The sequence below is a fragment of the Psychrobacter sp. UBA3962 genome (assembly GCF_002385225.1).
In the GTDB taxonomy this organism is placed as follows: domain Bacteria; phylum Pseudomonadota; class Gammaproteobacteria; order Pseudomonadales; family Moraxellaceae; genus Psychrobacter.
In genome coordinates this window covers 17,569-44,006 of the sequence record NZ_DGDC01000035.1, presented here as the reverse complement: position 1 = coordinate 44,006, position 26,438 = coordinate 17,569, and the positions used below count along the sequence as shown (strand labels likewise).

Here is a 26,438-nt window from a genome sequence, read left to right as displayed (position 1 = left end):
ATTTTGTGGAATTGGTATTAGCAGATAGCCACTTTTTTTCTTTTATCTCATAATATCTTCTTGTCTGGATATTTGGGCTAGAGTTGTTTTTTAAGACGGAAGGGTACTTGGCACGCTAGTCACTATCGGTGTATTCGGGAATATAGAGTTCTTTAAAGTCGTTGCTATCTGAGCCATTAATAATATCAGAGCCCAGTGCATATACTGTACCGCCAGAGCCATCAGGATTGCCAAAAGCAGCAGCATCAGCTAGGTTACTTATACTCACCAACAATAAGCCACTTAATATAAGTCTAGTAAGGTCCATCTTATGCTCTGTATTAAGTTTCAAAATAAATATGGGTTTAGCATCATGTTTTATTATAGAGTTTTAAGGTATTGGCTGTTATTGTGAAATGTAATAGATAAAAAGAGGTTTAAGAGTTAGGATTGATTTGAGCCAGAGTTAACGACAAAACTTACTAAGTAATGAAAAAGCCCCTTAAGTTATGACTTATGGGGCTTTTTCGTGGTTAGAGTTTGAGTATGACTAACTGAATCAGCTAAGCTGGGTTGAAGTATTATCAAAGCTTTCAGGATGAACTTTATCCCCTAAGATTTTATTGCCCACCACACCAGAGGTGATAGAACCACTCACGTTGACTAAAGTACGCATCATATCGATAAGCGGTTCGATAGAGATTAATAACCCGGCCAGCTCTAACGGCATACCTAAGGTGGATAAGACAATAATCGCAGCAAAAGTTGCCCCACCACCAACGCCTGCCACACCAAATGAGGCAATCATGGAAACACCAACCACTGAGGCGATAAAGCCGATAGACCAAGGTTCAATCCCCATAGTTGGGGCAATCATCATGGCTAACATAGCAGGGTAGACACCGGCACAGCCATTTTGGCCAATGGTTGAGCCAAAGGAAGCTGAGAAGTTAGCGATAGGTTTGGCAATGCCTAATTTATTTACCTGAGCATCAATACTTAAAGGAATCGTTGCTGCTGAACTGCGAGAAGTGAAAGCAAAAGTTAATACTGGCGCAATCTTCTTAAAGTGTTCAATAGGCGATCTGCCGGTTAGCATGATAATGAAGGCGTGGACAATTAGCATGATAAATAAGGCCACGTAAGATGCCACTAAGAACTTCGCCAATTGCCAGATTGCATCCGCATCTGTGGTAACGATAACTTTAATCATTAACGCTAAGATACCGTATGGTGTTAAGCGAATAATGAAACGCACTAAAGCCATAATCCAGCTTTGCAGAACATCAATACCGCGAATAATGATGGCCCCTTTTTCTGGGTCATTTTTATTAACCGTCAGTGCTGCAATTCCCATCAAGCTGGCTACTACCACAGCCGAAATCATAGAGGTGCTGGCAAGTTCAGCAAAAGTGCCTCCCATACTGGTCGGGATAAAGCTTAATATCAGGCCTGGAATAGTAAGATCAGCGACATCTCCACTACGCTCAATAATATTTTGACCACGCGCAATCTCCATCTCTCCGGCAACAATTGAGCTGGCATCTAGATGAAATAGATTGGCAATAATAGCGCCATCTAAAGCAGCAATACCGGTTGTAATAAGTAGAGTGCTGATAATCCAAAAGCTCATTGAGCCAATCATGGAAGCTTTCTCAAGGCGAGCGATGGCTGCTAGTATCGAGATGAATACTAAAGGCATAGCAATCATTTTTAATAGATTCACATAGCCGTTACCAATGATATTTACCCAAGGTAAGAAGCTTTCAGTATCGACATTTAACGCCGATAAGATAAGCCCGTAGACTACTCCTAAAAATAACCCTAAAAATACACTACGACTCAGTGAGTCGCTCTGACGGTGATATCGCCATAATCCGTATAGCAAGGCTATAAATATGACTACCAGCAATAGTAATAGCATGAGGAACTCCGCGCAGAAAGAAAACGTACCATTATCCTGATTTTTAATAAAAGGTCTAACAGTTAATCTTCAACTAGTTATTCCTATTGGTTATAAGCAGAGTTACCTTAAGTTAGTTTTTAGAGTCAAATGACTGAATCAGATAAGTGAAATAAATGAGCCTGTTTTTACATTAAGTGCTTGACCCTATTTAAAAGTTATTTTAGAATCTGTATCACTGTACTAGAACAAAGAAACAATCTATTGAAAAGTTTATTGAAGACAGGGTGCATCTAATGATCGAAATTAAAAATAGCTATGGGTTACATGCGTCAACTTTACCTAACAAAGAGGGCTTATTTGGTGAGTTTGGCGGAAAAATTGCCCATCCTGAGTTGGCCAAAGCTTTGGATGAGCTTGAAGCGGGCTTTCACGAGATTATCAAAGAAGATGATTTTATTGCTGAGATGAAAAGGCTACGTGAGACCTATGTCGGTCGACCGAGTCCTATTTATCATGCTAAACGTTTGTCAGAGCATTGCGGCGGCGCTCAGATTTATCTTAAACGTGAAGACTTAAACCACACTGGGGCGCATAAGATAAACCATTGTTTGGGTGAAGTGTTGCTAGCAAAAAAACTTGGTAAGAAAAAAGTCATTGCAGAAACCGGCGCAGGGCAGCACGGGGTAGCACTGGCGACAGCTGCAGCTTTAATGGGCTTAGAGTGTGAAATTCACATGGGGGTGGTAGATATTAAAAAAGAGCACCCTAATGTCAGTCGCATGAAAATCTTGGGTGCGAAACTGGTTCCTGTATCACAAGGAGCAGGTACGCTAAAAGAAGCCGTTGATAGTGCTTTTGAAGCCTACTTGAACGATATCGAAAATAGCATGTTTGCTATTGGTTCTGTTTTAGGACCCGCTCCTTATCCTGAGATGGTGGGTTATTTTCAGTCGGTAATCGGACATGAAGCACGAGAGCAGTTCTTGAAGGCAACCGGAAAACTGCCAAATAAAGTGGTGGCTTGTGTCGGTGGTGGCTCAAACGCCATGGGCATGTTCAGTGGCTTTATGGATGACGAAAGTGTAGAGAAAGTAGGGGTGGAGCCGGCAGGTGAAGGTTTAGATACGCCCAATCATGCGGCAACCATGAGCAAAGGGGTTAAAGGTGAGATTCAAGGCTTCAAGTGTTATGTCTTGCTGGATGAAAAAGGCGAGCCGGCTCCCGTCCATTCTATTGCTTCTGGTTTAGACTATCCTGGTGTTGGCCCTCAGCACTCGCATTTACGTGACAGTAATTTAGCCACTTATGAGGCCGTAACGGATAAAGAATGTCTAGATGCCTTTATGGCCTTATCACGTATGGAAGGAATTATTCCAGCACTAGAGTCTTCTCACGCTGTGGCCTATGCTATGAAAATTGCGAAAGATATGTCTAGCGACGAGGCAATTTTAGTGAACTTATCGGGTCGCGGAGATAAAGACATAGATTTTGTTTTAGATAAAGTGACGCTTTAACCTTAGCGATAACCTGTTTTTCAAAAGATGGACTCTTATAGCCTGCCAGCAACACTGGTGGGCTATTTTAGTTAATACTCTTTAGTTTGTTATCTTTAGACTAAAAATTTAGACTTAAAAAGTTGCAGGAAAGTTGAGGTAAAGAATTTATAACACTCAATATTAGGAATAATTGGTCAAAACAGGCATAATATAGGGCTTGAGTTTTTTTAACTCATAACTTGGGTTTTTAAATTCATAAATAAGAAGTATGACTCTGTGCACCATTATGCAAGATATTGATGCAACATATTGAGTTAGACGTATTAGTTTACAGAGTGTGCATGCCGCACAGTCTGTAGAGTTAACCTAACTATTTATTAAAGCTGTTAAAGATACGCCGCTTTAAACACGTTATTTGCTAAGAGAAATAGGAAGCAACATGAAAACATATATTACAGGGACAGGTCTATATATTCCGCCATATAGCATCAGTAATGAAGAGCTTGTTGAATCGTTTAATCAGTATGTTGACAATTACAATAGTCAATACGCCATCGAAATCGAAGCGGGTACCCGAGAGGCATTAGAGCCCTCATCAGCTGAGTTTATCGAGAAGGTTTCTGGTATCAAGTCACGTTATGTGATGGAAAAGTCAGGCATTCTAGACCCCAATGTTATGACCCCCCTTATTCCTGCTCGTAAATTGGGTGAAGAATTATCGGTAATGGCTGAAATGGGTGTTGACGCCTTGCAGCAAGCTTTAAATGAGGCAGGTATTGAAGCCAGTGATTTGGATGGCATTATCGTGGCTTGTTCGAATTTACCGCGTGCCTATCCTGCCTTGGCCATTGAGATACAGGATGCCATTGGTATGGTAGGCGGCTTTGCTTATGATATGAACGTGGCTTGTAGTGCAGCAACTTTTGGTATCGCCCAAGCGGTAGGGTCTATTAAAGGCGGGCTAGGCACTAAGATTGCCGTAGTTAACGTTGAAATTACCACCGCGCATCTTAACTGGCGTAACCGTGACAGCCACTTTATCTTTGGGGATGTGGCCACTGCTTCTATTATTGAAGCTTCTGATACCCCAAAAGGCTTTGAAATTATTGATAGTAAACTATTTACTCAGTTTTCAACCAATATTAAAAACGAATACGGTTTCTTGGACAGAGGTGAATATTTAGCTGCTGAAGCTGAGCTTTATGGGGATTTACAAGATCCAATTTCCGATAAGCTATTCTTACAAAATGGCCGCAAAGTATTCCGTGAAGTCTGTCCAAAAGTTTCGGAGCTTATCAGTGAGCATCTAGCAGAAAATAACCTACCTGCCAATGAAGTCAAAATGATGTGGTTGCACCAAGCCAATATCAATATGATTAATCTGATTTTGCGAAGTGTGGTGGGCAAAGATGCAGATCCCTCTATCACGCCAACCGTCATTGATGAATTTGGCAATACCAGCTCAGCCAGTCCTGTTATTGTATTCCATCGCTTCAAGGACCAACTACAATCAGGTGATTTGGGTGTGATGTGTTCCTTTGGTGCCGGTTACTCAATTGGCTCCGTCTTGCTTAGAAAGGTTTAGTTCCACTCTTGGGATAAGCCGGTTAATTTTAGATAAATTGAGCAGAGCTTCTTATAAAGACAGGTTGCCCTTTAGATAGAGTAAAGGTTGGCAAATGATCTTAAGAGAAGCCTGCTTAATTGGTTAGGCTTATATTTGAAGAGACTAGTCTCGGTATTGTGCTTAAAATTTGCTATAATTAGCCACCTTATTTTTACAGTAAACTTTTACCAAAAAAATTAGTTCCTATTTTTAGTTATTAATAATTCATTCAATCGTTAATATCGTTTATAACCAAACTCAAGAAAAGATAACTTATGAAAGACTCGTTACGAGAACGCTTAGATCAGATGGTAGATCGCTATGAAGAAGTAACAGCGCTGCTTTCTGACCCCGATGTCATCAGTGATAACAACAAGTTTCGTGAGCTCTCAATGGAGCACAATGATTTGACCGAAATCACGACTTTGTGGCAGCGTTACCTTCAGGCTGAAACTGATAAAAAAGATGCTGAAGAGATGCTAAATGATGCAGCTGACCCTGATATGAAGGCGATGATGCAAGAAGAGATTGAAACGGCTGCTGCTGATATCGAAGAGATGGAAGAAGAGCTTAACGTTATGATGCTACCTAAAGATCCTAACGATAAAGTACCTGCTTTCTTAGAGATTCGTGCGGGAACCGGCGGTGATGAAGCCGCTATTTTCTCAGGCGATTTATTTCGTATGTATGAGCGTTATGCCTCCTCTCAGGGCTGGACCATTGAAATATTGTCTGCCAACGAAGGGGAGCATGGGGGCTATAAAGAAATCATTACTCGTGTTTCGGGTAATGACGTTTACGGCCGCTTAAAGTTTGAGTCTGGTGCACACCGCGTACAACGTGTTCCTGAAACAGAAAGCCAGGGCCGCGTTCATACTTCAGCCTGTACTGTGGCGGTCATGCCAGAGGTTAAAATTGATGATACGGTTGAGCTAAACCCAGCAGATATCCGCATGGATACTTTCCGCTCAAGTGGGGCGGGTGGTCAGCACGTTAACACCACCGACTCTGCTGTACGTTTAACGCATATTCCAACCGGTGTGGTTGCTGAGTGTCAACAAGAACGAAGCCAACATAAAAACCGCGCCAAAGCGATGCAGATGCTAATTGCCCGTATCCAACAAGCCAAAGTACAAGAGCAAGTGGATACTGCAGATGCTCTACGCCGCAACTTAGTAGGTAGTGGAGATCGCAGTGAGCGTATCCGTACTTACAACTTCCCTCAAGGTCGTATGACCGATCACCGTATTAACCTAACATTGTACAAGTTAGACGCTATTATGGAAGGGGATTTAGATGAGCTGTTAGATGCTCTAACCCGTGAGCACCAAGCCGACTTGATGGCCAGTGTGAGTGGAGAGTAATGCTCTAAGCGTTGAAAACTTAGAACAATATCTTCTTTAGCTGTTTTATAAAATCATTGTCATAAATAATTTGAGAATCTTATGTCTAATCAAAATAATCAAGAACAAGCCACATCAATCGATGAAACCAATGACCTTATCGCTCAGCGTCAAGCTAAGCTAGATGAGATTGCTGCCTCGGGTAAAGTGGCTTATCCAAACCAGTTCAAACGTACTGATTATGCTGAGGATTTACAAAAGCAGTTTGAAGATATCTCTAAAGAAGAAATCGAAGAAAAAGTAGCTAAAGGCGATAAGACTCAAGTAAATGTAGCGGGTCGTGTCATGCTAAACCGCGGTGCCTTCATTGTTATCCAAGACATGACAGGCCGTATTCAGTTATATGTAGCCCGTAAAGAGCTTGATGAGGACTCTCTAGCATTAATTAAATCTCTAGACCTAGGCGATATTGTTGGGGTTTCTGGATATATTGGTCGATCAGGCAAAGGCGATTTATATGTTCATATTGAACAGATTACTTTATTGACTAAGTCGCTACGTCCAATGCCCAATAAGTTCCATGGCTTGGCAGATACTGAGGCCCGTTATCGCAACCGTCATTTAGATTTAATGACCAATGAAGATAGCCGTAACACCTTCATGATCCGTAGTCAGGTAGTGAGCGGTATCCGTAAATTTATGCTAAATGAGCGCTTTATGGAAGTCGAAACGCCAATGATGCATCCCATCCCAGGTGGGGCAGTAGCCCGTCCATTTGTGACGCATCACAACGCTTTAGACATGCCATTATATTTGCGTATTGCCCCAGAATTATACTTAAAACGTTTGGTTGTGGGCGGCTTTGAGCGTGTGTTCGAGATTAACCGTAGCTTCCGTAATGAAGGCGTGTCAACCCGTCATAACCCTGAATTCACTATGATTGAGTTCTATCAAGCCTATGCAGACTATAAAGACTTGATGGATTTAACTGAGCGCTTATTTAACGAATTAGCGATGGATATTTTAGGGACAACTGAGCTTACCTATCAAGGTGAGACCATCAGTTTTGAAGCTCCTTTTGCTCGCTTAAGCATGAAAGATGCGATTGCTCAGTACGCTGAAAACTTCGATATGAGCAAAATTGATGACCGTGATTATTTAGCGGATTATGCTCAAAACGTATTAAAGCAGCAAGTAAAAGAAGGCTTTGGTGTTGGTAAGTTACAAACCATTATCTTTGAAGAAACTGCTGAGCATAAACTGCGTCAGCCAACTTTCATCACTGAGTATCCAGCAGAGACTTCGCCGCTAGCCCGCCGTAATGATGAGAACCCAGAAATCACCGATCGTTTTGAGCTATTCATCGGCGGACGTGAAATTGCAAACGGCTTTAGCGAGCTTAACGATCCTGCAGACCAAGCGGAACGCTTCCACAATCAAGTGGCAGAAAAAGAAGCTGGTGATGATGAAGCTATGCACTTTGATGCTGACTATATTGAAGCCTTATCTTATGGTTTACCGCCTACAGCGGGTGAGGGCATTGGTATCGACCGTTTAGTTATGCTATTTACTGATGCGGCCAGTATTCGTGATGTCATTTTATTCCCGCACATGCGCATGAAACATTAAGCTAAACCTTAATTTTATATCAAGATTTATGCCTTAAAGTAACGATATATAGGACTGCCTAGAGTGCAGTCCTATATTTTTTTCAATGCCATCAACATAAGTGCAACAGAACCAAAAAAACGGTATAGTAATAACCATTCAAAAACTATTACTTATAATACAGTTCAGCTAAGCACTAAAGTAATTCAAGAGTATCCTAGACCTCTTATTTGCTCTGTATAAAAAATTGGAGTTTCCTCGAAGTCTATGTCAAATAATAAACCGCATGCAGAACAAGTACCAAGCTTTGACTGGAGCGCTATGCTCCATCGTACCTTTTTATCAGTTTATTTAAACACTAATGATCCTTTAGTAGGTCAAGAAAAGTTTGATTACGCCTTCAAAATTGGTAATCAGTTGTTATATGTCATGACGCATGAACAGATGGTTACAGTGGAAAGTCCTAATGTGGCAAAGTCTATGCTGGCTGAAATAAGACAGCAGGCCGCGACTCATATTAATAAGCGTTTTGAGCAGTTAGTGAGTGATATGGATTTACCCGTAGTAGAGGATACTCAAGATGTACAGAATATCCATTATGTTGGGCTTACCTCTCTAACACTGGTGCACCAAAATAAAGGTTATCAGATAGAGCATGAGTATGGCAGCAGCTTTTTTCAAGAAAAAGATGCCCTTGATTTAGATGATCAAACTAAGGTTTTACAGCTATTTAGTTTAAACAGCTTTTATCAACTGGTACAGCTGCTGCAGACCCCAAATGATTTATTAAGTTATTTTGATTATCACTTAACTCAGCTGGTCAATCGCAATGACTTTCAAGGGGAGCTAGCGCTGGCACAACAATTTTTAAATAGCCCTAATTTTTATCACAGAGCAGTAGCTGTTCAACAAAAGCTGGTTGAAATAGGATTGCTAGAAAAGGTTGAAACTCGACTAACCAACATTATTAATCAGAATGGTCCGCAGTTATCTGAGCCATTAAAAGAGTTGACTCAAAAGCTGCAGTCTCATGCAACTATTTTCCAAAAATTACTAAATGGGGCTACCAAACGTCGTCATGAGGCAGGTGAGACTATCCCTCTTGAAGAGGTGAGGATTTTAGTCGCTGAGTCTATGTATACTCGATTGAGTATCATTGAAGAGATGATGGATTACGAAAACAGATCCAGAGAAGAGTGCCTGAATGGTTATCTTTGTCATCAGCATTCTTACAATGACTTTGGCAATCATTATGTCATTGTGGTCTATGGTTTAGATCAGCAAGCTCAGTACTCAAAGCAGTGGCTACAGCACAATTATCAAAGCTTACTATCAGACATGAATGCTCAGCTTCAAAACCCAGCCATGCAAGAATACTTTATTTTAGGGTTTGATATGTCTAATGATGATGGGAAAGGTAATGTCACTGTTGTGATGGATGTTTATCATCAATCAGGCTCAGTATTGGCTGATAGTATCGGATAGTGAAAGCGTTGTAGTATCAGTAGTAAGTCATAAGTAATAAGTAATCAAAATAATTAATAGGTAAACCAACTGGGACACCTAAAATAAGCCCAAGTCTTAGTCATTAGTTTGGGTCAAATTTTTGTTTGCTTTTTTAAGTTTTTAAATTATATGTCATAGGTTTGGTTGTCTATTATGTCGCAGCAATATCAAGTTTTAGCACGTAAATATCGCCCAAAGAACTTCCATGAGTTGGTAGGGCAGACCCATGTGTCTAAAGCACTTATTAACGCCATTGATCATAATAGGTTACACCATGCTTATTTATTTACTGGGACTCGAGGGGTGGGTAAAACCACTATTGCCCGTATTTTGTCTAAATGCTTAAACTGTGAAACTGGGATTACCAGTACGCCGTGCGGTGTGTGCAGTAGCTGTGTGGCAATTGATCAAGGTCGCTTTATTGACCTTATTGAGATTGACGCGGCTTCGCGTACCAAAGTTGAGGACACCCGAGAGCTTATCGATAATGTACCCTACGCGCCTACTCAAGGTCGCTATAAAGTTTATTTGATTGACGAAGTGCACATGCTGTCTACGCACAGCTTTAATGCGCTATTAAAAACTTTGGAAGAGCCTCCTTCGCATGTCAAATTCCTATTGGCCACAACAGATCCGCAAAAGTTACCGATTACTATTATTAGTCGCTGCTTGCAGTTTGTGCTCCGTCCTTTACCACAGCAAGCGCTAAGCGATCATATTGCTAATTTACTGACTCAAGAAGGTATTGCATTTACTCAGCCAGCACTTTGGCAGTTGGCTAATGCTGCCAAAGGCTCGGTGCGTGATGCGTTGTCTTTAACTGACCAAGCGATTGCTTTTGGTCAAGGAGCGTTAACCGATGAGACGGTTAATGATATGCTGGGGTTAATTGATAATGCAGACTTGGTGCAGCTGCTGCTTGATATTTATCATGGAGATACAGAGTCAGTCTCTGCTCATATTGAGCAAATGCGGGCACAGATGGTCGATGCTGGCAGTATGTTTGATGGACTTGCAGAGCTGTTACATCAAATCGCCATGGTGCAGCTATTACCAAGTGTGGCATTAAACGTTAATGACAAGCAAGCGGATCAAATTAAACAGTTAGCGAATATCATCAATGCCGATGTGTTACAGCTTTACTATCAAATTATTATCCAAGGCCGCGAGCAAATTAAGTTGGCCAATACCCCGCTGCAAGCGTTAGAGATGTGCTTACTGCGGTTATTGGCATTTAGGCCACTGGCTATAAATGAGGTGCCTACGCCTACAATTTCTGATTCGCAACCAATTACAGTTGCAGAGTCAAGAAACCAAGCAGCTGCATCACAGCAGGCTGAACCTGAAGCTGAGGTTTCTGATCCAGAGCCACTGGCTCAAGAGATGGATACTGACATTACTAATGAAGATAATGAGTCAGTTTTAGCTGTTGAGACAGAAGTAGAAGTTGCCATTGATACAGAAATGGCCATTGATGCGCCTACACCTGACAGCTTGGTTGCCGACAGTATCGATCAGACTGAAAACTATGAAGATAACTTAAATTACGTAAGTAGCTTGGATTCTGGGTCAGGACAAGTGGAGAATAATCTCCCAAATTTAGAGGATTCTGCAAAGAGTAATACAGATAATATTGATTTTGAGTCTGATTCTCAATTAAATCCTTTATTTACAGACCAAAGTCATTTAAAATCTCCTGTTTCGCATAACAATACTGACTCTATTCAGTCAGTCGATGCGGAATCGGACGGTATAACAATTGAACAACAGGCGTTTTTAGAGACAAATGAGAACCCTTCTGAGCCAAGTCAGGCCCTCTCTACGTCGCCAACTGAACAATCTTCTAAAAGCGAAATAAATTCACCGCTTTCAGATGAGGACCCACGCTCATTATTAAAGTGTGCTCCGGTAGAGTTGGTAGGAGAGTGGACACCTGAGAAATGGGACTACTGGTTACAGACTGCTAGGGAATCTGGTGCATTGGCTTATGATCAGCTTGCCATGGCTAGACAAGGGGTAATGACAGGTGAAATCTCTGGTGAGAGTGTCTTCAAAGTTGCCTTTGATACTAAGAATATGCAAAGTATTTTTAAGCATTTAGCCAACCATTTGAATCAGCAATTTGGGGCGCAAGTATCGATTGCTGTCGACACTTCGCTTAACTCTGATAATGAAGATTTTCTTCCTCAAAATAGACAGAAGTTACGAGAAGTTAAAGCCAAAGACTATGCCAAACAGTTGCTTACTAATAGCCCAGTTATGCAAAGGCTAATCCATGATTTTAAAGGGGAAATAGTCAATTTGAAGCTTTTAACTGACGTTGAATAGTCTTTTTTCTATTGCCTATGTCTGCTGCAATGTTTCTACAATCAGTTTTCACAAAAAGTAAACTTAAAAATTGGAAATACTTTACATTTGTCTGTAATTTCTCAACATTTGTCTGTTTAAATAAGTTATACTATGCTACTTACTTTATATGTTAGGTGTTCAGAATGATGTTAGACAATTTAAGAGGCATGGCGGTATTCGCCAGTGTTGTCGGCCATGGTTCATTCAGTGGGGCAGCTAGACAGCTAGGTATCACCACCAGTGCTGTAAGCCAACAAATCAGATCGCTTGAGAGAGACTTAGGCGTAGTATTACTACATAGATCTACTCGTAAGCTGAGTTTAACAGAAGCGGGTGCTAGCTTCTATGAGTCTGCCAAAGATGTGGTTGCTGCAGCAGATCAAGGTCGTATTAAAGTTAACCAACTACGTGATGAATTAGCAGGTAGTTTAAGAATTGCAACCACTCCTGAGTTAGGGGTTAATCATATCCTTCCAGCCTTATCTACTTGGATGTCTGCTCATGATGATTTAAGCATTCACTTCCTAGCTGATAACCACTATATTGATATGATTGATGAGCGTGCTGACATCGCTATCCGTATGAGTCCACAGATTAAAGACAGCTCTGTGGCCACTTATCCGCTAGCTGAAGTTAAGCAAATGTTGGTAGCTTCACCACACTACTTAAGACAGCATGAGAAGATTACTAAGCCAAAAGACTTAGTCAATCATCAGCTTATCAGTATTGACTTGATGAAAGATCCAAGTACTTTGGACTTTAATAGTATTGAAACTGGTAAAAAGAATCGCGTCAAAGTTCCTTCTAGAATTCAAACCAATAATGTCTTCTTAGCAACTACTTTAGCCAAAGAAGGTCATGGTTTAGTGCGTGTTATGTCGCTTGATGTTCAAAAAGAATTGGCTTCTGGTGAGCTGGTAGAAGTAATTCCTGAATATGCCTTACCGCATTTCGTTTTATATGCGGTTACCTTAGATCGTGAGCAACAACCTGCAAAAATTACGCGTTGTCTTGAAGTTCTGAAAAAGCACTTTCATGCTGCAGCATAATTAAAACCTTAAAATATTTTCTAACTTTAAGGCTTACGCTAAAGTAGTGTTGATGGTATATAATTAATATACTAAGACACTACTTCAGCGTATTTTTTTTGCTCCTATGTTTTTGATTAACCAAGAATTTTGATGTACTTAAATGCGCTATCTGCCAGTTATATTATGAGGTTGTTTACAACAGATTATGGAAAATAGACTAATTAATCCTTTAGAGCGTCAAGATGATGTGGTGGATAGCAATATTCGCCCAGGAACACTGGCAGAGTATATTGGTCAGCCAGTGGTACGTGAGCAGATGGAAGTTTTCATCGAGGCGGCGCGACGGAGAAAAGAAGCCTTAGACCATACTCTAATCTTTGGTCCTCCTGGTTTAGGTAAGACCACATTGGCCAATATTATTGCTCGTGAAATGGGTGGGAATCTAAGATCTACCTCAGGCCCAGTACTGGAGCGAGCTGGCGATTTAGCGGCCATGCTGACCAACCTCGAAGAGGGGGATGTGTTATTTATTGATGAGATTCATCGCTTAAGCCCTGTTATCGAAGAGATCCTGTATCCAGCAATGGAAGATTTTCAGTTGGATATTATGATTGGAGAAGGACCAGCGGCGCGCTCTATTAAGCTGGATTTGCCTCCCTTTACTTTGGTAGCAGCGACGACACGAGCGGGTCTATTGACCTCTCCATTACGCGATAGATTTGGTATTGTTCAGCGTTTAGAGTTTTATAATATCGAAGATTTGACCACTATTGTGAGTCGCTCGGCACGTTTGATGAATGTTGAAATGACAGCAGAGGGTGCGGTTGAAGTTGCCAGACGCTCTCGCGGTACTCCGCGTATTGCTAACCGTTTATTACGCCGAGTTCGAGATTATGCAGAAGTAAAATCAAACGGTAAGGTAACCGGCGATATCGCTGACAGTGCTCTAGATATGTTGGCGGTAGATAGACGCGGTTTGGACCATTTAGACAGACGTTATATTGAAATGGTTCATGCCCGCTTCGATGGAGGACCTGCTGGTGTAGAAGCGATTGCCGCTGCAATGGCTGAAGATAGAGGTACCTTAGAAGACGTGATTGAGCCTTATCTAATTCAGCAAGGTTATGTACTAAGGACCGCACGAGGTCGGGTATTGACTCAAATGGCCATTGATCAACTGTGATTCACCTATTTTAAAAAGCTATCTCAAATAATTTTAAGTGCAAGTTATTAGGCTTGCACTTTTTTATTCTAAAACTCTCAGTAAATGTTTCTTATATTTATACTTTTACTTTGGTCATTTGAGTAGGAGTATCTACTATTTGAGATTTTTTATATTGATATTTACCCACTGCCATTATAGTTAAACCGCCAATCACTATTAGCAATAGAACTAGCACAGGGTTTTTCCAAAGGGGTGTTTTGCTTTGCCCAGCTTCCGAGCTACTTGATGCATTACTCTTATCCATATCTAAAAAACCAAAGTTAACAAACGGTCTAGAGGGAGCTTGTACGGGTTCTGGAGCTACTTTTAAGCGTTTACGACTGAGATAAATATCTGAAATTTTTGCCAATTGTAATAACCAACGTTGATAAGGTAAGAAAATATTAGGTATTTCAGCAAAGATTAAAACCTCACTGTTATTAGCATTATCAACAATAAGCTGACTATTGTTAGCCGAGGTATTCTTGATTAAAGTAGCCTGATGGGTGCGACCAATAACCTTAGCGTAATGAGGTATTTGTTGTGTAGGTTTAGAAGCGCTTAAATCTGGCTGCTTATAGCCAGTTATCTCATGCCAAGTACTATCAAAATTAGGCAGTTCATAAGCTAAAATAGAATTATTTGTTTGATTATCCCAGTGATCTTTTGTGCGGTTTAGCTGAAAGAACTGCGGCTGCAACCCAAACCAGCAGTCTATTTCTTGGGCATCTAATTGGGCGTAATCTGCTAGTATAGCAATCTCTCGTAAGCAAAGTAGGCTCAAAGCCCCTAATAAAGGACGGACTTGATTGCCTGATAATTGAGTTTGATCACCAAGTTTTTGACACACCCTTTTTTGTATTTCAGTTGATCCAAAGAGAATATCATTAATAGCATGACCCTGTTGATAAGCTGCACTAATGGTTTTTAGATTAAAAGCGTTATATTTTCGTAGGTCTTTAATTTGACTGCGCCGGAATAGCTTTTTTAATACAGCCTCTCCACCCTGTTGTTGGTGGTAAGCCATCAGCCCACTAATAATAGCCTGAATGCCATTTTCAATTAGTACTCGGGCTTGAGGTATGGAAATGTTCCCTATATCTGCAAATATAGAATCGATTGGTAAAGTATCTTCAAATAGAAAATCATAAAGTGACACGCGGGTGGGTAAAAGAGCTGTCATAAGACCTACTACTATGAATTAATTGTAGTTATCATAAGGGTGATTTACGTCAGTTACAACCTTCCATTGCAGTTAGGTTGCCCAAACACTTCTAAATGTAATCTTTAATAATCTAATAATAAGGCTCATAAACCATGCCAAGTTTAAAAATATTTGAGAAGCTAACTTCTAGAATCGTTGTTAATATTGCCAAGCAAACCTTAACCTTGACTCTTCCTAATAAGCAAGGTAACTCTGACAGCCATGAATTTATCATCTCAACGGCAAAAAATGGAATAGGCAGTCAAGAGGGCAGTGGTTGTACGCCCTTAGGAAAGCACTTTATTGCAGAGAAAATAGGGGGGAATACTCCGATTAATAGTGTTTTTGTGGGTAGAGTGCCAACTGGTGAGATATATGATGAGCAGCTAGGTAAAGAGTATCCCAATCGTGACTGGATTTTAAGTCGTATTCTTTGGTTGAGTGGCTGTGAAGAGGGTCGCAATAAGGGAGAGAATGATCAAGGCTGCTGTGATACCTATCAACGCTATATTTATATTCATGGAACTCCCGATACAGAGCCTATGGGGACACCGCTGTCACATGGCTGTGTGCGTATGCGCAATGATGAGTTGGTGTGGCTATTTGATCAAGTAGAGGAGGGAACGCCCGTTGAGATCGTTGCAGGTTAATCGACCATAGTGTTTAAAATACTCTGTGATACCTAATAAAAAAGCTTGCTGTTAGCGGAGGACTAAGAGCAAGCTTTTTAGTTACTACTTAATAGACTGAACTTTTTACCAAAATTTTGGAGCATCTTTTACTTGTTTTAGACTCTCTGCGCACTCCAAAGCAGCATGTGTTTCTTGGGCAGTAAAATAACCAACCGCAAACCAAGCTGCAGGGTCAGACTCTGTCTTTTGTCTATAAAAATATTGACCTACGATATCATCGTTATATTCACCTAAAATCTCTTGAGCGGGCTCTAGGTATTGCAAGAAAGCTTTGGTTTTTTTCTTTTTATACATAGGGCTGACAAATTCACTAATGTAACGCAGGCTTTTTAGACGTTTTCTCACATCGTGCTGTGCTTCAATGTTTAATGAGGCAAAGTTTTCACTGGCTTTGCTAATCTTTTTATATAACGATTCTAGAATTTTGACAATCTGCTGCTTAGCATTACCTGGGTTTATTGGCTTATCCTTTTTAGCAGGACTCATTGTGAATTCTATTAATTCGAGCAATGTTATTTGAAAATCAGGGGCTCTAAGGGCATCAATAGGTTTGATTTTAATGGCTTCACGTTCTGATGACCAATCTACATAAGGAGCCCCTTTGCTCTCTAACATAGGCTGGGTTCTTGTTTGTAGTAGCTCATGGTCACGGTATTCGCCTAATAAACCAAAGGTTTGTTTTAAGATGGGTCCCCATTCAGGGTTTAACTGTGACGAAAAATCACTAAAGAATTTTAAAGCAGTGCGCAATCTTCTGATACCTACTCGCAGCTGATGCACATGATTACCATCGGTACTACCTGCAGCTATGGCGCTAACATTGGGTAGAATTTGAAGCATGCAGTTATGAATCACTGCCCGTATAAACTTAGGTTGGCTCATTTTTTTATCTAAAGTCAGTTTCTTTAAATCAGCTTTAGTGGCGTCAGCATGCTCTTTACCTGCCAACATTAAGCCACCTCGTTCTGCTTTAGTAACCGTTGATAAACATAGGTTATAACGCTTTGCCCAGGTTTTAGCCACTTCGAATAAGAAAGAGACATCACCTTCAATAAGTTCAAACTCAAGCTCTAAGATAGGCTTACTAATTTGTGAGTCTTCGCCATGAATGACAAAGCCTTCATCATAAGCCATTTCTACCAGTCCTGTTTCACTTCTGATTAGTCGAGTAGTGCGTTCAATATCAGTAATATAAAGACGGTTTAATTTATCAGAAACCTGCTCTTCACTCGAGCTTAGAATCATCTTTTCTATACCTAGATCTTCATAAACAGAGAGATCAGGGTATAGGGCATCGGCTTGGATAGCCTCATTGACTTGAGCTTCATCGAGAATGTTATTTTGCTCACCTCGAGAAGCCATGCCATCCCCATTAGACTTTAAAGTCTGTACCCAGGTATCGCCTTCTTTACGTATTCTAAGAGCCATGCCGGATTGGGCTAGTATATTGTCAACGGTATCATAATAGTGTGCAGCTAATTGAGTAGTATTTGATGATTTGATTTTAGCTTGACGCATAAGGGAGTCAACTTTATATTCGGGTACTAAAAACTTCAGCTCAATTTCTTGCATGATTTTTCCTCGAGTTTTAACTCATAAAAGGGTATATAAGTGCTTATTTTGATTATTTTTTTTAATCTAAGGCATTATAAATAATCGGTACGATATATACTCAATATCCTAGGATATGTTAAGAATAATAACAAGCGGATTAACGTGACAGATTGATGACATAAATAGGGGAAGAGGAAGGGGAATAGAAGATAGGTCATTCTTAATCTTATAGGTCGCTCTTAATATTAATAGTGCATCACATTAACAAGCTTGGAGTTATTTAAGCCAATAAAAAAGTCGCCCTAACCGAAGTTAGAGCGACTTTTTATTCAATGATGAACTAAGAATCTTTTATAAAGAAGTCTTAGAACTGGTTCATTGTGTTTTTCTCACCGCCAGCTTTAAGTGCGTTTTCACCAGAGAAGATCTCTTTGTGATCGTCACCTAAGTCTGAACCAGCCATTGCTTGGTGCTTAACGCAAGAGATACCTTCACGGATTTCTTTACGTTGTACGCCAGCTGCATAAGCAAGCATGCCGTCTTCACCGAAGTAGCCTTTAGCAAGTTCGTGAACGCTAAGAGCAGTAGTGTGGTAAGTAGGTAGAGTGATTAAGTGATGGAATACACCTGCTTCACGTGACGCATCTTTCTGGAAGTTCTTCGCAGCTTGGTCAGCAGCAGCGTCTAATTCAGTGCCATCATAGTCAGCACTCATCAAGTTGTTCTTGTCGTATGCTGATACGTCTTTACCTTCTTCTTCCCACTTAGCGATAACTTGCTTACGGAAGTTTAGAGTCCAGTTGAACGATGGGCTGTTGTTGTATACAAGTTTCGCTTCCGGGCGTTCTTCTTTAATACGGTCAACCATCATTTTGATGTGCTCAACGTCTGGAGTAGGTGTTTCGATCCATAGAAGATCAGCACCGTTTTCTAGAGCAGTTACACAGTCAAGTACAACGCGGTCGATGTTAGTTTCTTCACGGAACTGGTATAGACCGTTTGGTAGACGAACTGGGCGAACTAGTTTACCATCACGCTTTAATAGTACATCGTTTTCTTTAGCGTCAGCGATGTCGATTTCTTCAACGTCGATGAAGTCGATGTATTTAGAAGCTAAGTCACCTGGTTGCTCAGATACTGGGATTTTCTGAGTTAGTGAAGCACCTTCTGAGTCAGTACGAGCAACGATAACACCGTCGTCAACACCAAGCTCTAAGAACGCATAACGGATAGCGTTTAGTTTAGAGATGAAGTCTTCATGTGGTACAGTTACTTTACCAGCTTGGTGACCACACTGCTTAGCGTCTGATACTTGGTTTTCAATCTGGATAGCACAAGCACCAGCTTCGATCATAGCTTTAGTTAGTAGGTAAGTTGCTTCTTCGTTACCGAAACCTGCGTCGATGTCAGCAATGATTGGCACAACGTGTGAATCAAAGTTGTTGATTTTTTCTTCGATTTCAGTAGTATCTTGACCTGCTTCTTTAGCAGCGTTTAGCTCACGGAAGTAATCGTTTAGTACTTTAGCGTCTGCTTGACGTAAGAAAGTGTAGATTTCTTCAATAAGAGCAGGAACTGTAGTTTTTTCGTGCATTGATTGGTCAGGTAAAGGACCTAGCTCTGAACGAAGTGCTGCAACCATCCAACCTGATAGGTAGATGTAAGTTTTTGAAGTAGTACCAAAGTATTTTTTCTTAGCGTACATAGTTTGTTGAGCAACAAAACCATGCCATGCACCTAGAGACTGAGTGTACTGTGAATGATCAGCGTCGTATTCGGCCATGTCTTTACGCATGATAGCAGCAGTGTATTTGGCGATATCAAGACCAGTTTTGAAACGGTTTTGAACCATCATACGTGCAGCATCAGATTCACTGATGTTCTGCCAGTTGCCATGTTTTGCTTTGATTTCACGGATATGGTCAATAGCTGACTTATAAGTTGACATCAATTGTCTCCTTGATTGGGATGGGTTAGGTGAAATAAACACTTCTACTATTTGTTTTTTTAACTAAAACTACTAAAGAAGTCTTTATTTAACTCGCTTTTTAATGCTAGGCGATAGCTACTGTAGCAATAACTCCAGCATAAATTTGAGTACATTGTAAGTATTCGTTTCTTAAGCCATCTTTCTAATCTTCCATGAAGCTTATTGAGATTGACTTAAGTTGTAGTGTAATAACACTTGCCCTTAACACTTGATAAACACTATAACCACATTAGCTGAATTTATCTAGTTTATGACGGTTATCTTGGGTATTTATTTAAATTATAGTATAATGGATATAAAGGCTTAAAGGGGGTTTTGGCCCCTTTTATAGATACTATATAGGCCTTGAACAATAGAGTATTTGAATAAGTTTGATTGCCGCTGACTGGATAAAAATTAGCGATTGCTCCCCTTACTTCAATACTCTTTTTTAATATAGCTAATTTTTATGTCATCAAAGTTACTTACTAAGAGTCAAAATAAAAGTCATGATTTCAGGTTTGTTTCATCTTAAGTCCAAATAGCTTTAACAATTGGGTTGTAAATATAGACCTGAAAAGTACCCATAGGGTTAATGGCAAAAAGTGCGGTTGAATATGACTTTTAATAGACAGTCTTAGAAGTACTCATCACAGAGAGTGTTATGAATTTACAAAGGGTTGATTTAAATCTACTGGTTAATTTAGATGTGCTACTGCGAGAAAAAAACGTCACCCGTGCAGCAGAGCAGTTGGGCATAACTCAGCCTGCAATGAGTAACATCCTACGTCGTTTGCGTAAATTATTTAACGATCCGTTGTTGGTGCGCTCATCTGAAGGTATGACCCCCACAGAACGGGCATTAGAGTTGCAGCCTCGCGTTCGTGAGATTCTTGCTGAGCTTTCACAATTACTAGAGCCGCGTACAGAGTTTAGACCCTATACCACCTCTCGAGTGTTTAGAATCATGACCTCGGATTATGCCGAAGCGACCTTGGTACCTCGTTTGGTCAAAGCGCTACGCTCGGAAGCCCCCAATGTCATTTTAGACTTTTTAACCCCTTCTGATGTCTCTTATAGAGATATGGAGCAGGGCAGAGTGGACTTGGCCATTAACCGATTTAATGAAATACCACAAAGCTTCCACCAGGTTTTGGTATGGCGAGATACTTTTAGTTGTTTATTATCAGCTGAGAGCCCCTATGCCAATCGTTTTAATCTAAAAAACTATTTAAAAGCCCAGCACGTTTGGGTTTCAAAGACAGGTATGGGCGTTGGTTTTGGGGTAAACCCAGATAAGTCAGGTGGTCTAGGATCAATCGACCAGGCCCTGCAACGCTTAGGTCAAAAGCGTCAAATCAGTGTATTCACTCGTCACTATCAGATGCCAGCCATGCTTGCTGCGAATAAAGACTTAATTGCTACGTTACCCACTCGAGTCGCACGGATGCAAGCCAATAATGACAAAATTTTATTAAAAGAGCCGCCTTTCTTTATCCCAGAGTTTGAGTTGACGATGGCTTGGTCTCCTTTATTACAGCATCATCCTGCACACAGATGGTTACGTCAGTTAATCATGCACGTGGCTCGTCAAGTAGTGGCTGATGAAGAGGCTAGTGAAGATGAAGTGCATAAAATAAGCCATTTATTCTAAGTAAAACAAATAGTTACCTATTAAGTTGTTTTAACATAGAGCGCACAGTTATTTACATCCTGACAAAGCTAAAAGGCTTTTTAGTTGTTATGCTAGTAAGCGTCAAATAAAAAAGAGTGGCTAATTATCACCATAATTAAAAAGCTCATTCGCAATAAAATTACTAGCATAATATATATAAGGATATCCCTATGTCAGACATAACAACTATAAACCCAACCAATGGCGAGAAAATCACTTCATATGACTATATGAGTGACTCTGAAGTGAATGGCATTATTGATGCTTCTCATGAAGCATTTTTAAAATGGAGAGAAGAAACTCCAGAAAATAGAGCCAAAGTCATTCGTTCAATTGGTGAAAAGTTGGCGGAATATAAAGAAGAATTGGCCCGTTTAATGACCGAAGAGCGGGGTAAGACTTACAAACATAGTTTGCAGGAAGTAGACCTTTGTAAAAGCATATGTGACTTTACAGCTGATAAAGGAATTGAAGCTTTAGCAGATGATGTTCGTGATATTGAAGGCATTAAAAAGGGTATCGTAACTTATCAACCCATCGGCATTATCTATGGTATTCAGCCATGGAACTATCCTGCGTATCAGGTTATCCGCTATACCATTGCAAACCTAATGGCTGGCAACAGTATTTTATTAAAGCATGCTTCTAATGTGACTGGTTCAGGCTTACTTATCGAGAAGATTTTGCATGAGGCAGGTTTGCCTAAAGATTTGTTCAGAGCATTAATCATTAGTCATGATCAATCAGAGCAAATTATTGAAAATGACAAAGTCCGCGGAGTTACCTTAACAGGTAGTGATAAGGCAGGGGCGGTTGTAGCACAGCAAGCCGCTAAAGTTCTGAAGAAAACAGTAATGGAGCTGGGTTCAAACGACGCTTTTATTGTACTTGAAGATGCTGATTTAGAATTGGCTGCAGCAACGTGTGCTCACGCTAGATTATATAATAACGGCGAAACTTGTGTGGCTGCCAAACGCTTCGTAGTAGTAGATTCTGTGTATGATAAATTCCGAGAGCTACTCATTGAGAAGTTTAAGGGCTATACGGTAGGCGACCCAATGCAGGAGTCTACTGATGTGGGTCCTATGTCTAGCACCAAGCAGCGTGATACTCTGCAAAAGCAAATGCAAGAGAGTATCGATAAAGGGGCGAAGATCGCTTATAGCAGCGAGCTTGATTCAAACTTGCCTAAAGAGGGCGCTTTCCATCCCTTAGTTATTTTAGAGAATATTACTGAAGACCAGCCTGCTTATAAAGATGAGTTATTTGGTCCTGTTGCTTCTTTAATTCGTGCTAAAGATGAAGAAGATGCCTTCCGTATCGCCAATGACAGCCGCTATGGTCTAGGTGGTGGTGTATTCTCAAAAGATGAAGACAAAGCCATTCGTTTAGCGACAAAATACTTCGATACCGGTATGGTCTACATCAATGGTTATAGCTTAGTTCAGCCAGGGCTACCCTTTGGTGGTGTGAAAAATTCTGGCTTTGGTCGTGAACATGGCGGCTTTGGTATCAAAGAGTTTGTTAACGTTAAAGCGTTACACGTGGTAGGTAAAGCTCCTGCTTAATCCTTAATGGCAATTATGATGGTAACGAGCATGACAACAATAATTATGCGAAAAACCATCGTGATTGTATGATTAACGGTTTGCTATAATTTTGAATAAATCAAAAGGCTCTCAGCATTTAATGCTGAGAGCCTTTTTTGTGATTTTTCACTTTGTAATATAGCCAAGTAGTAAACAGAAAGTTAAAAGCTTTTTTAAATCCGCCAATCCGCGTTTTATTTTGTTAGAATTCAAATCATTATCTTTAGTTGGTAAATTGCTATCTTTAATAGATAATTGTTCTTTGATTAATAGTTGTTCCCCTTTTTAGCTTTACTGAGATTCCTAATAATGACCCCTGTTCAAAAGCGAGCCCAAGTTAGTAGACAGTTTATTAGTCTAGTAAAAAGTCATATCTTAGTCATTTTAATATTGGTGTTGTGGCAGCTGTGTGTGTCATTAGAGCTTATTCCTGATTACTTATTACCCTCACCATTGCAAATAGTTGAAGCTTTTATTGAAGATTTTCCCTTATTAATGGAGCATGCCAAGTACACTTTGGCGACTGCTTTTATCGGAACAGCAATTGGTCTTATAATCAGTTTTTTGCTATCGATAATTATGGATTTATCGAAGACCATGAGAGAGCTTATTTACCCTGTCATTTTATTGAACCAAACTATTCCCACTATTGCCATTGCCCCTTTATTGATTATCTGGTTGGGATATGGAATTACTCCCAAAGTAGTTTTGGTGGTTTTGGCAGTGTTCTTTCCGATAACCATTGCTCTGGTAGATGGCTATCAGTCGGTAAGTCGTGAGCATTTGAACCTTTTTAAGTCTATGAAAGCTTCGAAATATCAGCTATATCGACACTTAAAGATTCCTTCAGCTATGGGGTCTTTTTTTACCGGTCTAAAAGTGGCTCTATCCTATGCTCTAATTTCAGCCGTTATTGCTGAATGGCTAGGGGGGTATCACGGGCTAGGGGTGTATATGACACGGGTACGTAAGTCTTATGACTTAGACAGTATGTTTGCGGTGATTTTTTTGATTAGTTTCCTAACTATTTTGCTTATTGGATTGGTGAAATGGTTGGAGAGGCGGGTGCTACGTCATAACTATTTATAAAATAACCTTTTCTAAAATAACTTTACAGAGGATTTATAGTGGAGATTTTAAGCTCAAGTCGTATTAAGACCAGCGCTGTTTATTCCATCGTGGTGTTGTCGTTATTGGCAATTATGGCGATAAGCTTAGCGGCTTGCCAACCAAAATCAGAGAGTGCCAAACAAGCAGACGAGGGTCTAACCGAAGTGGTTATCTCGTTAGATTGGGTGCCCAATACCAACCACACCGGTCTATATGTGGCACAAGAAAAGGGATATTTTAAAGACCAAGGCTTGGCGGTGAAAATTGTTCAACCTAGTGAAGACAGTGCTTCAACCCTAGTGGCCAATAATAGAGCAGATTTTGGGGTCTATTTTCAGTCAAATATGACTTCAAGATTGGCAAAAGAGGTGCCCATTACTGCTGTAGCCGCCATATTACAGCATAATCCAGCGGGTCTATTGAGTTTAAAATCACTGGGAGCAAAGTCGCCAAAAGACTTAAATGGTAAGCGTTATTCTACTTGGGAAGACCCTATTGATGATGCGACTGTGGCTCATATTGTGGGCGGTGACTTAGTAAAAATACCAGGGGAAGCTACAGATGCTACGGTTGCGCTAAGAATGAATCAGTTTGACTATATTCTTGCCTACTATGGTTGGGATGGCATTCACGCACAGCTACAAAATGTGGAAACTAACTTCTTTTTCCTAAAAGACTATGAGCCAGTCTTTGATTATTATGCGCCAGTAATTATCACCAATAATAAACTCCTAGAAACCAAGCCTGAGCTCGTGAAAAAGACTTTAGCTGCTATGAAGCAGGGCTATATTTATGCAGCCAAGAATCCTGAAGAAAGTGCAGAAATCTTGGTGAAGCATGCCCCTGAAACCAATAAAGAGCTAGCGCTGGCGAGCCAAAAATACATCTCTACTCAATATCTAGATGAAGAGGGCGACTGGGGTAAGTTTGATTATGATCGTTGGGATAGATTTTATGACTGGGTTTATAAAAAGGGTCTGTTAGAAAAACCACTTCCTCCTCAAGCTGGTGTTACTAACGACTATCTATAATAGTGTTTGATTTATTTAAAACCTATTATATGAACCAATGCCCAACAAAGTGAGTGGTATCAATAATGGATAAGGTACTTGTTTTAAAAGAGATCAACCATGCCTTTGACCAAAAGCCTATATTTGAGAATTTAAATATGGCTGTGGCAAAAAATGATGTGGTGAGCATTGTTGGTGCCAGCGGTGTTGGTAAGACCACCCTGTTTAATATTGCAGCCGGTTTGCTAACACCGACTTCAGGGGAGGTTTGGATAAATGGGGTTGAGACCACAGGTCAGGCAGGCACGGTAGGCTATATGCTCCAAAAAGACCTACTATTACCCTTTAAGAGTGTGTTCGATAACATTGCTCTGCCGTTAACGCTAAAGGGTTATAGTAAGGCAAAAATTGAGGAAATTGTGAGACCACAACTGACTCACTTTGGTCTTCAGGGATTGGAGCAACAGTACCCTCAGACCTTATCTGGTGGTCAACGACAGCGAGCGGCTTTATTGCGTACTTATTTAAGCGATAATCCCATTATGTTACTCGATGAGCCGTTCTCTGCTTTAGATTTCGTGACCAAAGATGAGATGTACCACTGGTTTAATCAACTGCAAAAACGCTTAGAATTAACCTGCCTAATCATTACTCATGACATTGATGAAGCAATTTATCTCTCTGATCATCTATATGTGTTAAAAGGGGAGCCGGCTCAGCTAACCGAACACTTTGTTATTCCTAAGCATCAGGGTTTTTTGGATAGCCAAGAGTATTTGGTTTTAAAAAAACAAATCTTAACCGCAATTCAAAGCCCTTAGTTCTTAAGGTATTGGATCAATCATTTCACGTAACCTCACTCTATAAATTATGAGCAGACTAACCGCCAGCTAAAAGGATTTAATAATGTTTGGTATCGACAATTATTGGGGCTTTTTGGCGGCAGGCGTGTTGCTGAATTTAACTCCAGGCGCAGATAGCTTGTATATTATTATGCGTAGCATCTCACAAGGACCACAAGCGGGCGTGTTCTCAGCTTTGGGCATTGTTTCTGGCATCTTAGTGCATACCTTGCTAGCGGCATTGGGGTTGTCTGTATTGTTGGCGAGTTACCCACTGGCTTTTACTGTGGTCAAATTCATAGGAGCACTGTATCTATGTTATTTGGGGATAAGGCTTTTATGGCCCAAACAGAGTACTCAAGTTTCTGAGCACCTGCCTAAAGACGTTATGTCTGAGGTAAAGCTGGGCCTGAAACACGGGATAAATCGGTGGCAAATTTATAAGCAAGGCATATTAACCAATGTGCTTAATCCCAAGGTGGCTTTATTTTTCTTAGCTTTTTTTCCGCAATTTATTGACACTAATTATGACCATGCGATGCTGTCGTTTTCCTTGCTTGGATTAAGTTTTGCGATCACAAGTTTAGTGTGGTGTGTCAGTTTGGCACTATTGGCAGCACGATTTAGTGAGCAATTAAGACAGAATCCAAGTATTGAAGCTTGGCTCAATAAGATCAGTGGTGTGGTATTTATTGCTTTGGGACTAAGGTTGATGAGCGCTAAGCTTTAAAAACTTAAATAAACTTTAAATAAAAAAGCCCAAAT

General features: G+C 40.4%; 20 protein-coding genes. 15 read left to right on the top strand and 5 right to left on the bottom strand.

Annotated features, from left to right (window positions below; all coding sequences use genetic code 11):
- Positions 1–115: 115 nt before the first annotated feature.
- Both B3S92_RS08815 and B3S92_RS08810 read right to left on the bottom strand, forming a co-directional pair.
- Positions 116–307: a hypothetical protein gene (locus B3S92_RS08815; protein WP_296205043.1), complete on the bottom strand. Its 192-nt coding sequence runs from the start codon at positions 305–307 to the stop codon at positions 116–118.
- A gap of 231 nt (positions 308–538) precedes the next feature.
- A complete protein-coding gene (locus B3S92_RS08810; RefSeq protein ID WP_296205041.1) occupies positions 539–1,903 on the bottom strand; it encodes a cation:dicarboxylate symporter family transporter in 1,365 nt (454 codons plus the stop codon).
- Between the two features lie 275 nt (positions 1,904–2,178).
- Here B3S92_RS08810 and trpB point away from each other — a divergent pair, with 275 nt between their 5' ends.
- From trpB to ruvB, 8 genes are all read left to right on the top strand, one after another.
- Positions 2,179–3,399 (top strand): tryptophan synthase subunit beta, encoded by a 1,221-nt coding sequence (gene trpB, locus B3S92_RS08805; RefSeq protein WP_296205039.1) that lies wholly within the window; start codon positions 2,179–2,181, stop codon positions 3,397–3,399.
- Positions 3,400–3,820: 421 nt separating this feature from the next.
- On the top strand, positions 3,821–4,966 hold the full coding sequence (locus B3S92_RS08800) for a beta-ketoacyl-ACP synthase III (RefSeq protein WP_296205037.1): 1,146 nt from the start codon (positions 3,821–3,823) through the stop codon (positions 4,964–4,966).
- A 296-nt stretch (positions 4,967–5,262) separates the two neighbouring features.
- Complete coding sequence (gene prfA, locus B3S92_RS08795; RefSeq protein WP_077451660.1) at positions 5,263–6,351, top strand: peptide chain release factor 1; 1,089 nt, start codon at positions 5,263–5,265, stop codon at positions 6,349–6,351.
- 81 nt (positions 6,352–6,432) lie between these two features.
- Positions 6,433–7,959 (top strand): lysine--tRNA ligase, encoded by a 1,527-nt coding sequence (gene lysS / locus B3S92_RS08790; RefSeq protein ID WP_296205034.1) that lies wholly within the window; start codon positions 6,433–6,435, stop codon positions 7,957–7,959.
- A 246-nt stretch (positions 7,960–8,205) separates the two neighbouring features.
- Positions 8,206–9,423: a hypothetical protein gene (locus B3S92_RS08785; protein WP_296205032.1), complete on the top strand. Its 1,218-nt coding sequence runs from the start codon at positions 8,206–8,208 to the stop codon at positions 9,421–9,423.
- Positions 9,424–9,597: 174 nt separating this feature from the next.
- Complete coding sequence (dnaX, locus tag B3S92_RS08780) at positions 9,598–11,772, top strand: DNA polymerase III subunit gamma/tau (protein WP_296205030.1); 2,175 nt, start codon at positions 9,598–9,600, stop codon at positions 11,770–11,772.
- A gap of 167 nt (positions 11,773–11,939) precedes the next feature.
- Positions 11,940–12,842, top strand: a complete 903-nt coding sequence (locus B3S92_RS08775; protein WP_296205045.1) for a LysR family transcriptional regulator — start codon at positions 11,940–11,942, stop codon at positions 12,840–12,842.
- Between the two features lie 187 nt (positions 12,843–13,029).
- Positions 13,030–14,007 carry a Holliday junction branch migration DNA helicase RuvB gene (gene ruvB, locus B3S92_RS08770; protein ID WP_296205029.1) on the top strand — a complete coding sequence of 326 codons (978 nt, stop codon included), beginning with the start codon at positions 13,030–13,032 and terminating at the stop codon, positions 14,005–14,007.
- A gap of 97 nt (positions 14,008–14,104) precedes the next feature.
- On the opposite strand, the gene B3S92_RS08765 is transcribed toward ruvB, so the two are convergent.
- A complete protein-coding gene (locus B3S92_RS08765) occupies positions 14,105–15,211 on the bottom strand; it encodes a hypothetical protein (protein ID WP_296205026.1) in 1,107 nt (368 codons plus the stop codon).
- Between the two features lie 134 nt (positions 15,212–15,345).
- Here B3S92_RS08765 and B3S92_RS08760 point away from each other — a divergent pair, with 134 nt between their 5' ends.
- Positions 15,346–15,882 carry a L,D-transpeptidase gene (locus B3S92_RS08760; protein WP_296205024.1) on the top strand — a complete coding sequence of 179 codons (537 nt, stop codon included), beginning with the start codon at positions 15,346–15,348 and terminating at the stop codon, positions 15,880–15,882.
- 105 nt (positions 15,883–15,987) lie between these two features.
- Here the strand turns inward: B3S92_RS08760 and B3S92_RS08755 are convergent, their stop codons facing one another.
- Complete coding sequence (locus B3S92_RS08755) at positions 15,988–17,496, bottom strand: CYTH and CHAD domain-containing protein (RefSeq protein ID WP_296205021.1); 1,509 nt, start codon at positions 17,494–17,496, stop codon at positions 15,988–15,990.
- Between the two features lie 346 nt (positions 17,497–17,842).
- Complete coding sequence (locus B3S92_RS08750) at positions 17,843–19,426, bottom strand: isocitrate lyase (RefSeq protein WP_077451841.1); 1,584 nt, start codon at positions 19,424–19,426, stop codon at positions 17,843–17,845.
- A gap of 685 nt (positions 19,427–20,111) precedes the next feature.
- Here B3S92_RS08750 and B3S92_RS08745 point away from each other — a divergent pair.
- The 6 genes from B3S92_RS08745 to B3S92_RS08720 all read left to right on the top strand — a co-directional run bounded on the left by B3S92_RS08745 (position 20,112) and on the right by B3S92_RS08720 (position 26,403).
- Positions 20,112–21,101, top strand: a complete 990-nt coding sequence (locus B3S92_RS08745) for a LysR family transcriptional regulator (RefSeq protein WP_077451843.1) — start codon at positions 20,112–20,114, stop codon at positions 21,099–21,101.
- Positions 21,102–21,292: 191 nt separating this feature from the next.
- Complete coding sequence (locus tag B3S92_RS08740) at positions 21,293–22,690, top strand: NAD-dependent succinate-semialdehyde dehydrogenase (RefSeq protein WP_296205015.1); 1,398 nt, start codon at positions 21,293–21,295, stop codon at positions 22,688–22,690.
- A gap of 330 nt (positions 22,691–23,020) precedes the next feature.
- Positions 23,021–23,800, top strand: a complete 780-nt coding sequence (locus B3S92_RS08735; RefSeq protein WP_296205013.1) for an ABC transporter permease — start codon at positions 23,021–23,023, stop codon at positions 23,798–23,800.
- Positions 23,801–23,913: 113 nt separating this feature from the next.
- Positions 23,914–24,852, top strand: coding sequence for an ABC transporter substrate-binding protein (locus tag B3S92_RS08730; protein ID WP_349678955.1), 939 nt, complete (start codon positions 23,914–23,916; stop codon positions 24,850–24,852).
- Between the two features lie 65 nt (positions 24,853–24,917).
- Positions 24,918–25,652: an ABC transporter ATP-binding protein gene (locus B3S92_RS08725; RefSeq protein ID WP_296205008.1), complete on the top strand. Its 735-nt coding sequence runs from the start codon at positions 24,918–24,920 to the stop codon at positions 25,650–25,652.
- Between the two features lie 85 nt (positions 25,653–25,737).
- Positions 25,738–26,403: a LysE family translocator gene (locus B3S92_RS08720; RefSeq protein WP_296205005.1), complete on the top strand. Its 666-nt coding sequence runs from the start codon at positions 25,738–25,740 to the stop codon at positions 26,401–26,403.
- Positions 26,404–26,438 lie beyond the last annotated feature (35 nt).

Excerpts from the sequence above, each read along its gene's own strand:
- B3S92_RS08775 (WP_296205045.1), top strand. The coding sequence starts at position 11,940 with ATGTTAGACAATTTAAGAGGCATGGCGGTATTCGCCAGTGTTGTCGGC.
- B3S92_RS08725 (WP_296205008.1), top strand. The coding sequence starts at position 24,918 with ATGGATAAGGTACTTGTTTTAAAAGAGATCAACCATGCCTTTGACCAA.
- B3S92_RS08720 (WP_296205005.1), top strand. The coding sequence starts at position 25,738 with ATGTTTGGTATCGACAATTATTGGGGCTTTTTGGCGGCAGGCGTGTTG.
- B3S92_RS08755 (WP_296205021.1), bottom strand. The coding sequence starts at position 17,496 with ATGCAAGAAATTGAGCTGAAGTTTTTAGTACCCGAATATAAAGTTGAC.
- B3S92_RS08810 (WP_296205041.1), bottom strand. The coding sequence starts at position 1,903 with ATGCTATTACTATTGCTGGTAGTCATATTTATAGCCTTGCTATACGGA.
- prfA (WP_077451660.1), top strand. The coding sequence starts at position 5,263 with ATGAAAGACTCGTTACGAGAACGCTTAGATCAGATGGTAGATCGCTAT.
- dnaX (WP_296205030.1), top strand. The coding sequence starts at position 9,598 with ATGTCGCAGCAATATCAAGTTTTAGCACGTAAATATCGCCCAAAGAAC.
- B3S92_RS08760 (WP_296205024.1), top strand. The coding sequence starts at position 15,346 with ATGCCAAGTTTAAAAATATTTGAGAAGCTAACTTCTAGAATCGTTGTT.
- ruvB (WP_296205029.1), top strand. The coding sequence starts at position 13,030 with ATGGAAAATAGACTAATTAATCCTTTAGAGCGTCAAGATGATGTGGTG.
- B3S92_RS08735 (WP_296205013.1), top strand. The coding sequence starts at position 23,021 with ATGACCCCTGTTCAAAAGCGAGCCCAAGTTAGTAGACAGTTTATTAGT.
- B3S92_RS08765 (WP_296205026.1), bottom strand. The coding sequence starts at position 15,211 with ATGACAGCTCTTTTACCCACCCGCGTGTCACTTTATGATTTTCTATTT.
- B3S92_RS08730 (WP_349678955.1), top strand. The coding sequence starts at position 23,914 with ATGGCGATAAGCTTAGCGGCTTGCCAACCAAAATCAGAGAGTGCCAAA.
- B3S92_RS08800 (WP_296205037.1), top strand. The coding sequence starts at position 3,821 with ATGAAAACATATATTACAGGGACAGGTCTATATATTCCGCCATATAGC.
- B3S92_RS08750 (WP_077451841.1), bottom strand. The coding sequence starts at position 19,426 with ATGTCAACTTATAAGTCAGCTATTGACCATATCCGTGAAATCAAAGCA.
- B3S92_RS08815 (WP_296205043.1), bottom strand. The coding sequence starts at position 307 with ATGGACCTTACTAGACTTATATTAAGTGGCTTATTGTTGGTGAGTATA.
- B3S92_RS08740 (WP_296205015.1), top strand. The coding sequence starts at position 21,293 with ATGTCAGACATAACAACTATAAACCCAACCAATGGCGAGAAAATCACT.
- lysS (WP_296205034.1), top strand. The coding sequence starts at position 6,433 with ATGTCTAATCAAAATAATCAAGAACAAGCCACATCAATCGATGAAACC.
- B3S92_RS08745 (WP_077451843.1), top strand. The coding sequence starts at position 20,112 with ATGAATTTACAAAGGGTTGATTTAAATCTACTGGTTAATTTAGATGTG.
- trpB (WP_296205039.1), top strand. The coding sequence starts at position 2,179 with ATGATCGAAATTAAAAATAGCTATGGGTTACATGCGTCAACTTTACCT.
- B3S92_RS08785 (WP_296205032.1), top strand. The coding sequence starts at position 8,206 with ATGTCAAATAATAAACCGCATGCAGAACAAGTACCAAGCTTTGACTGG.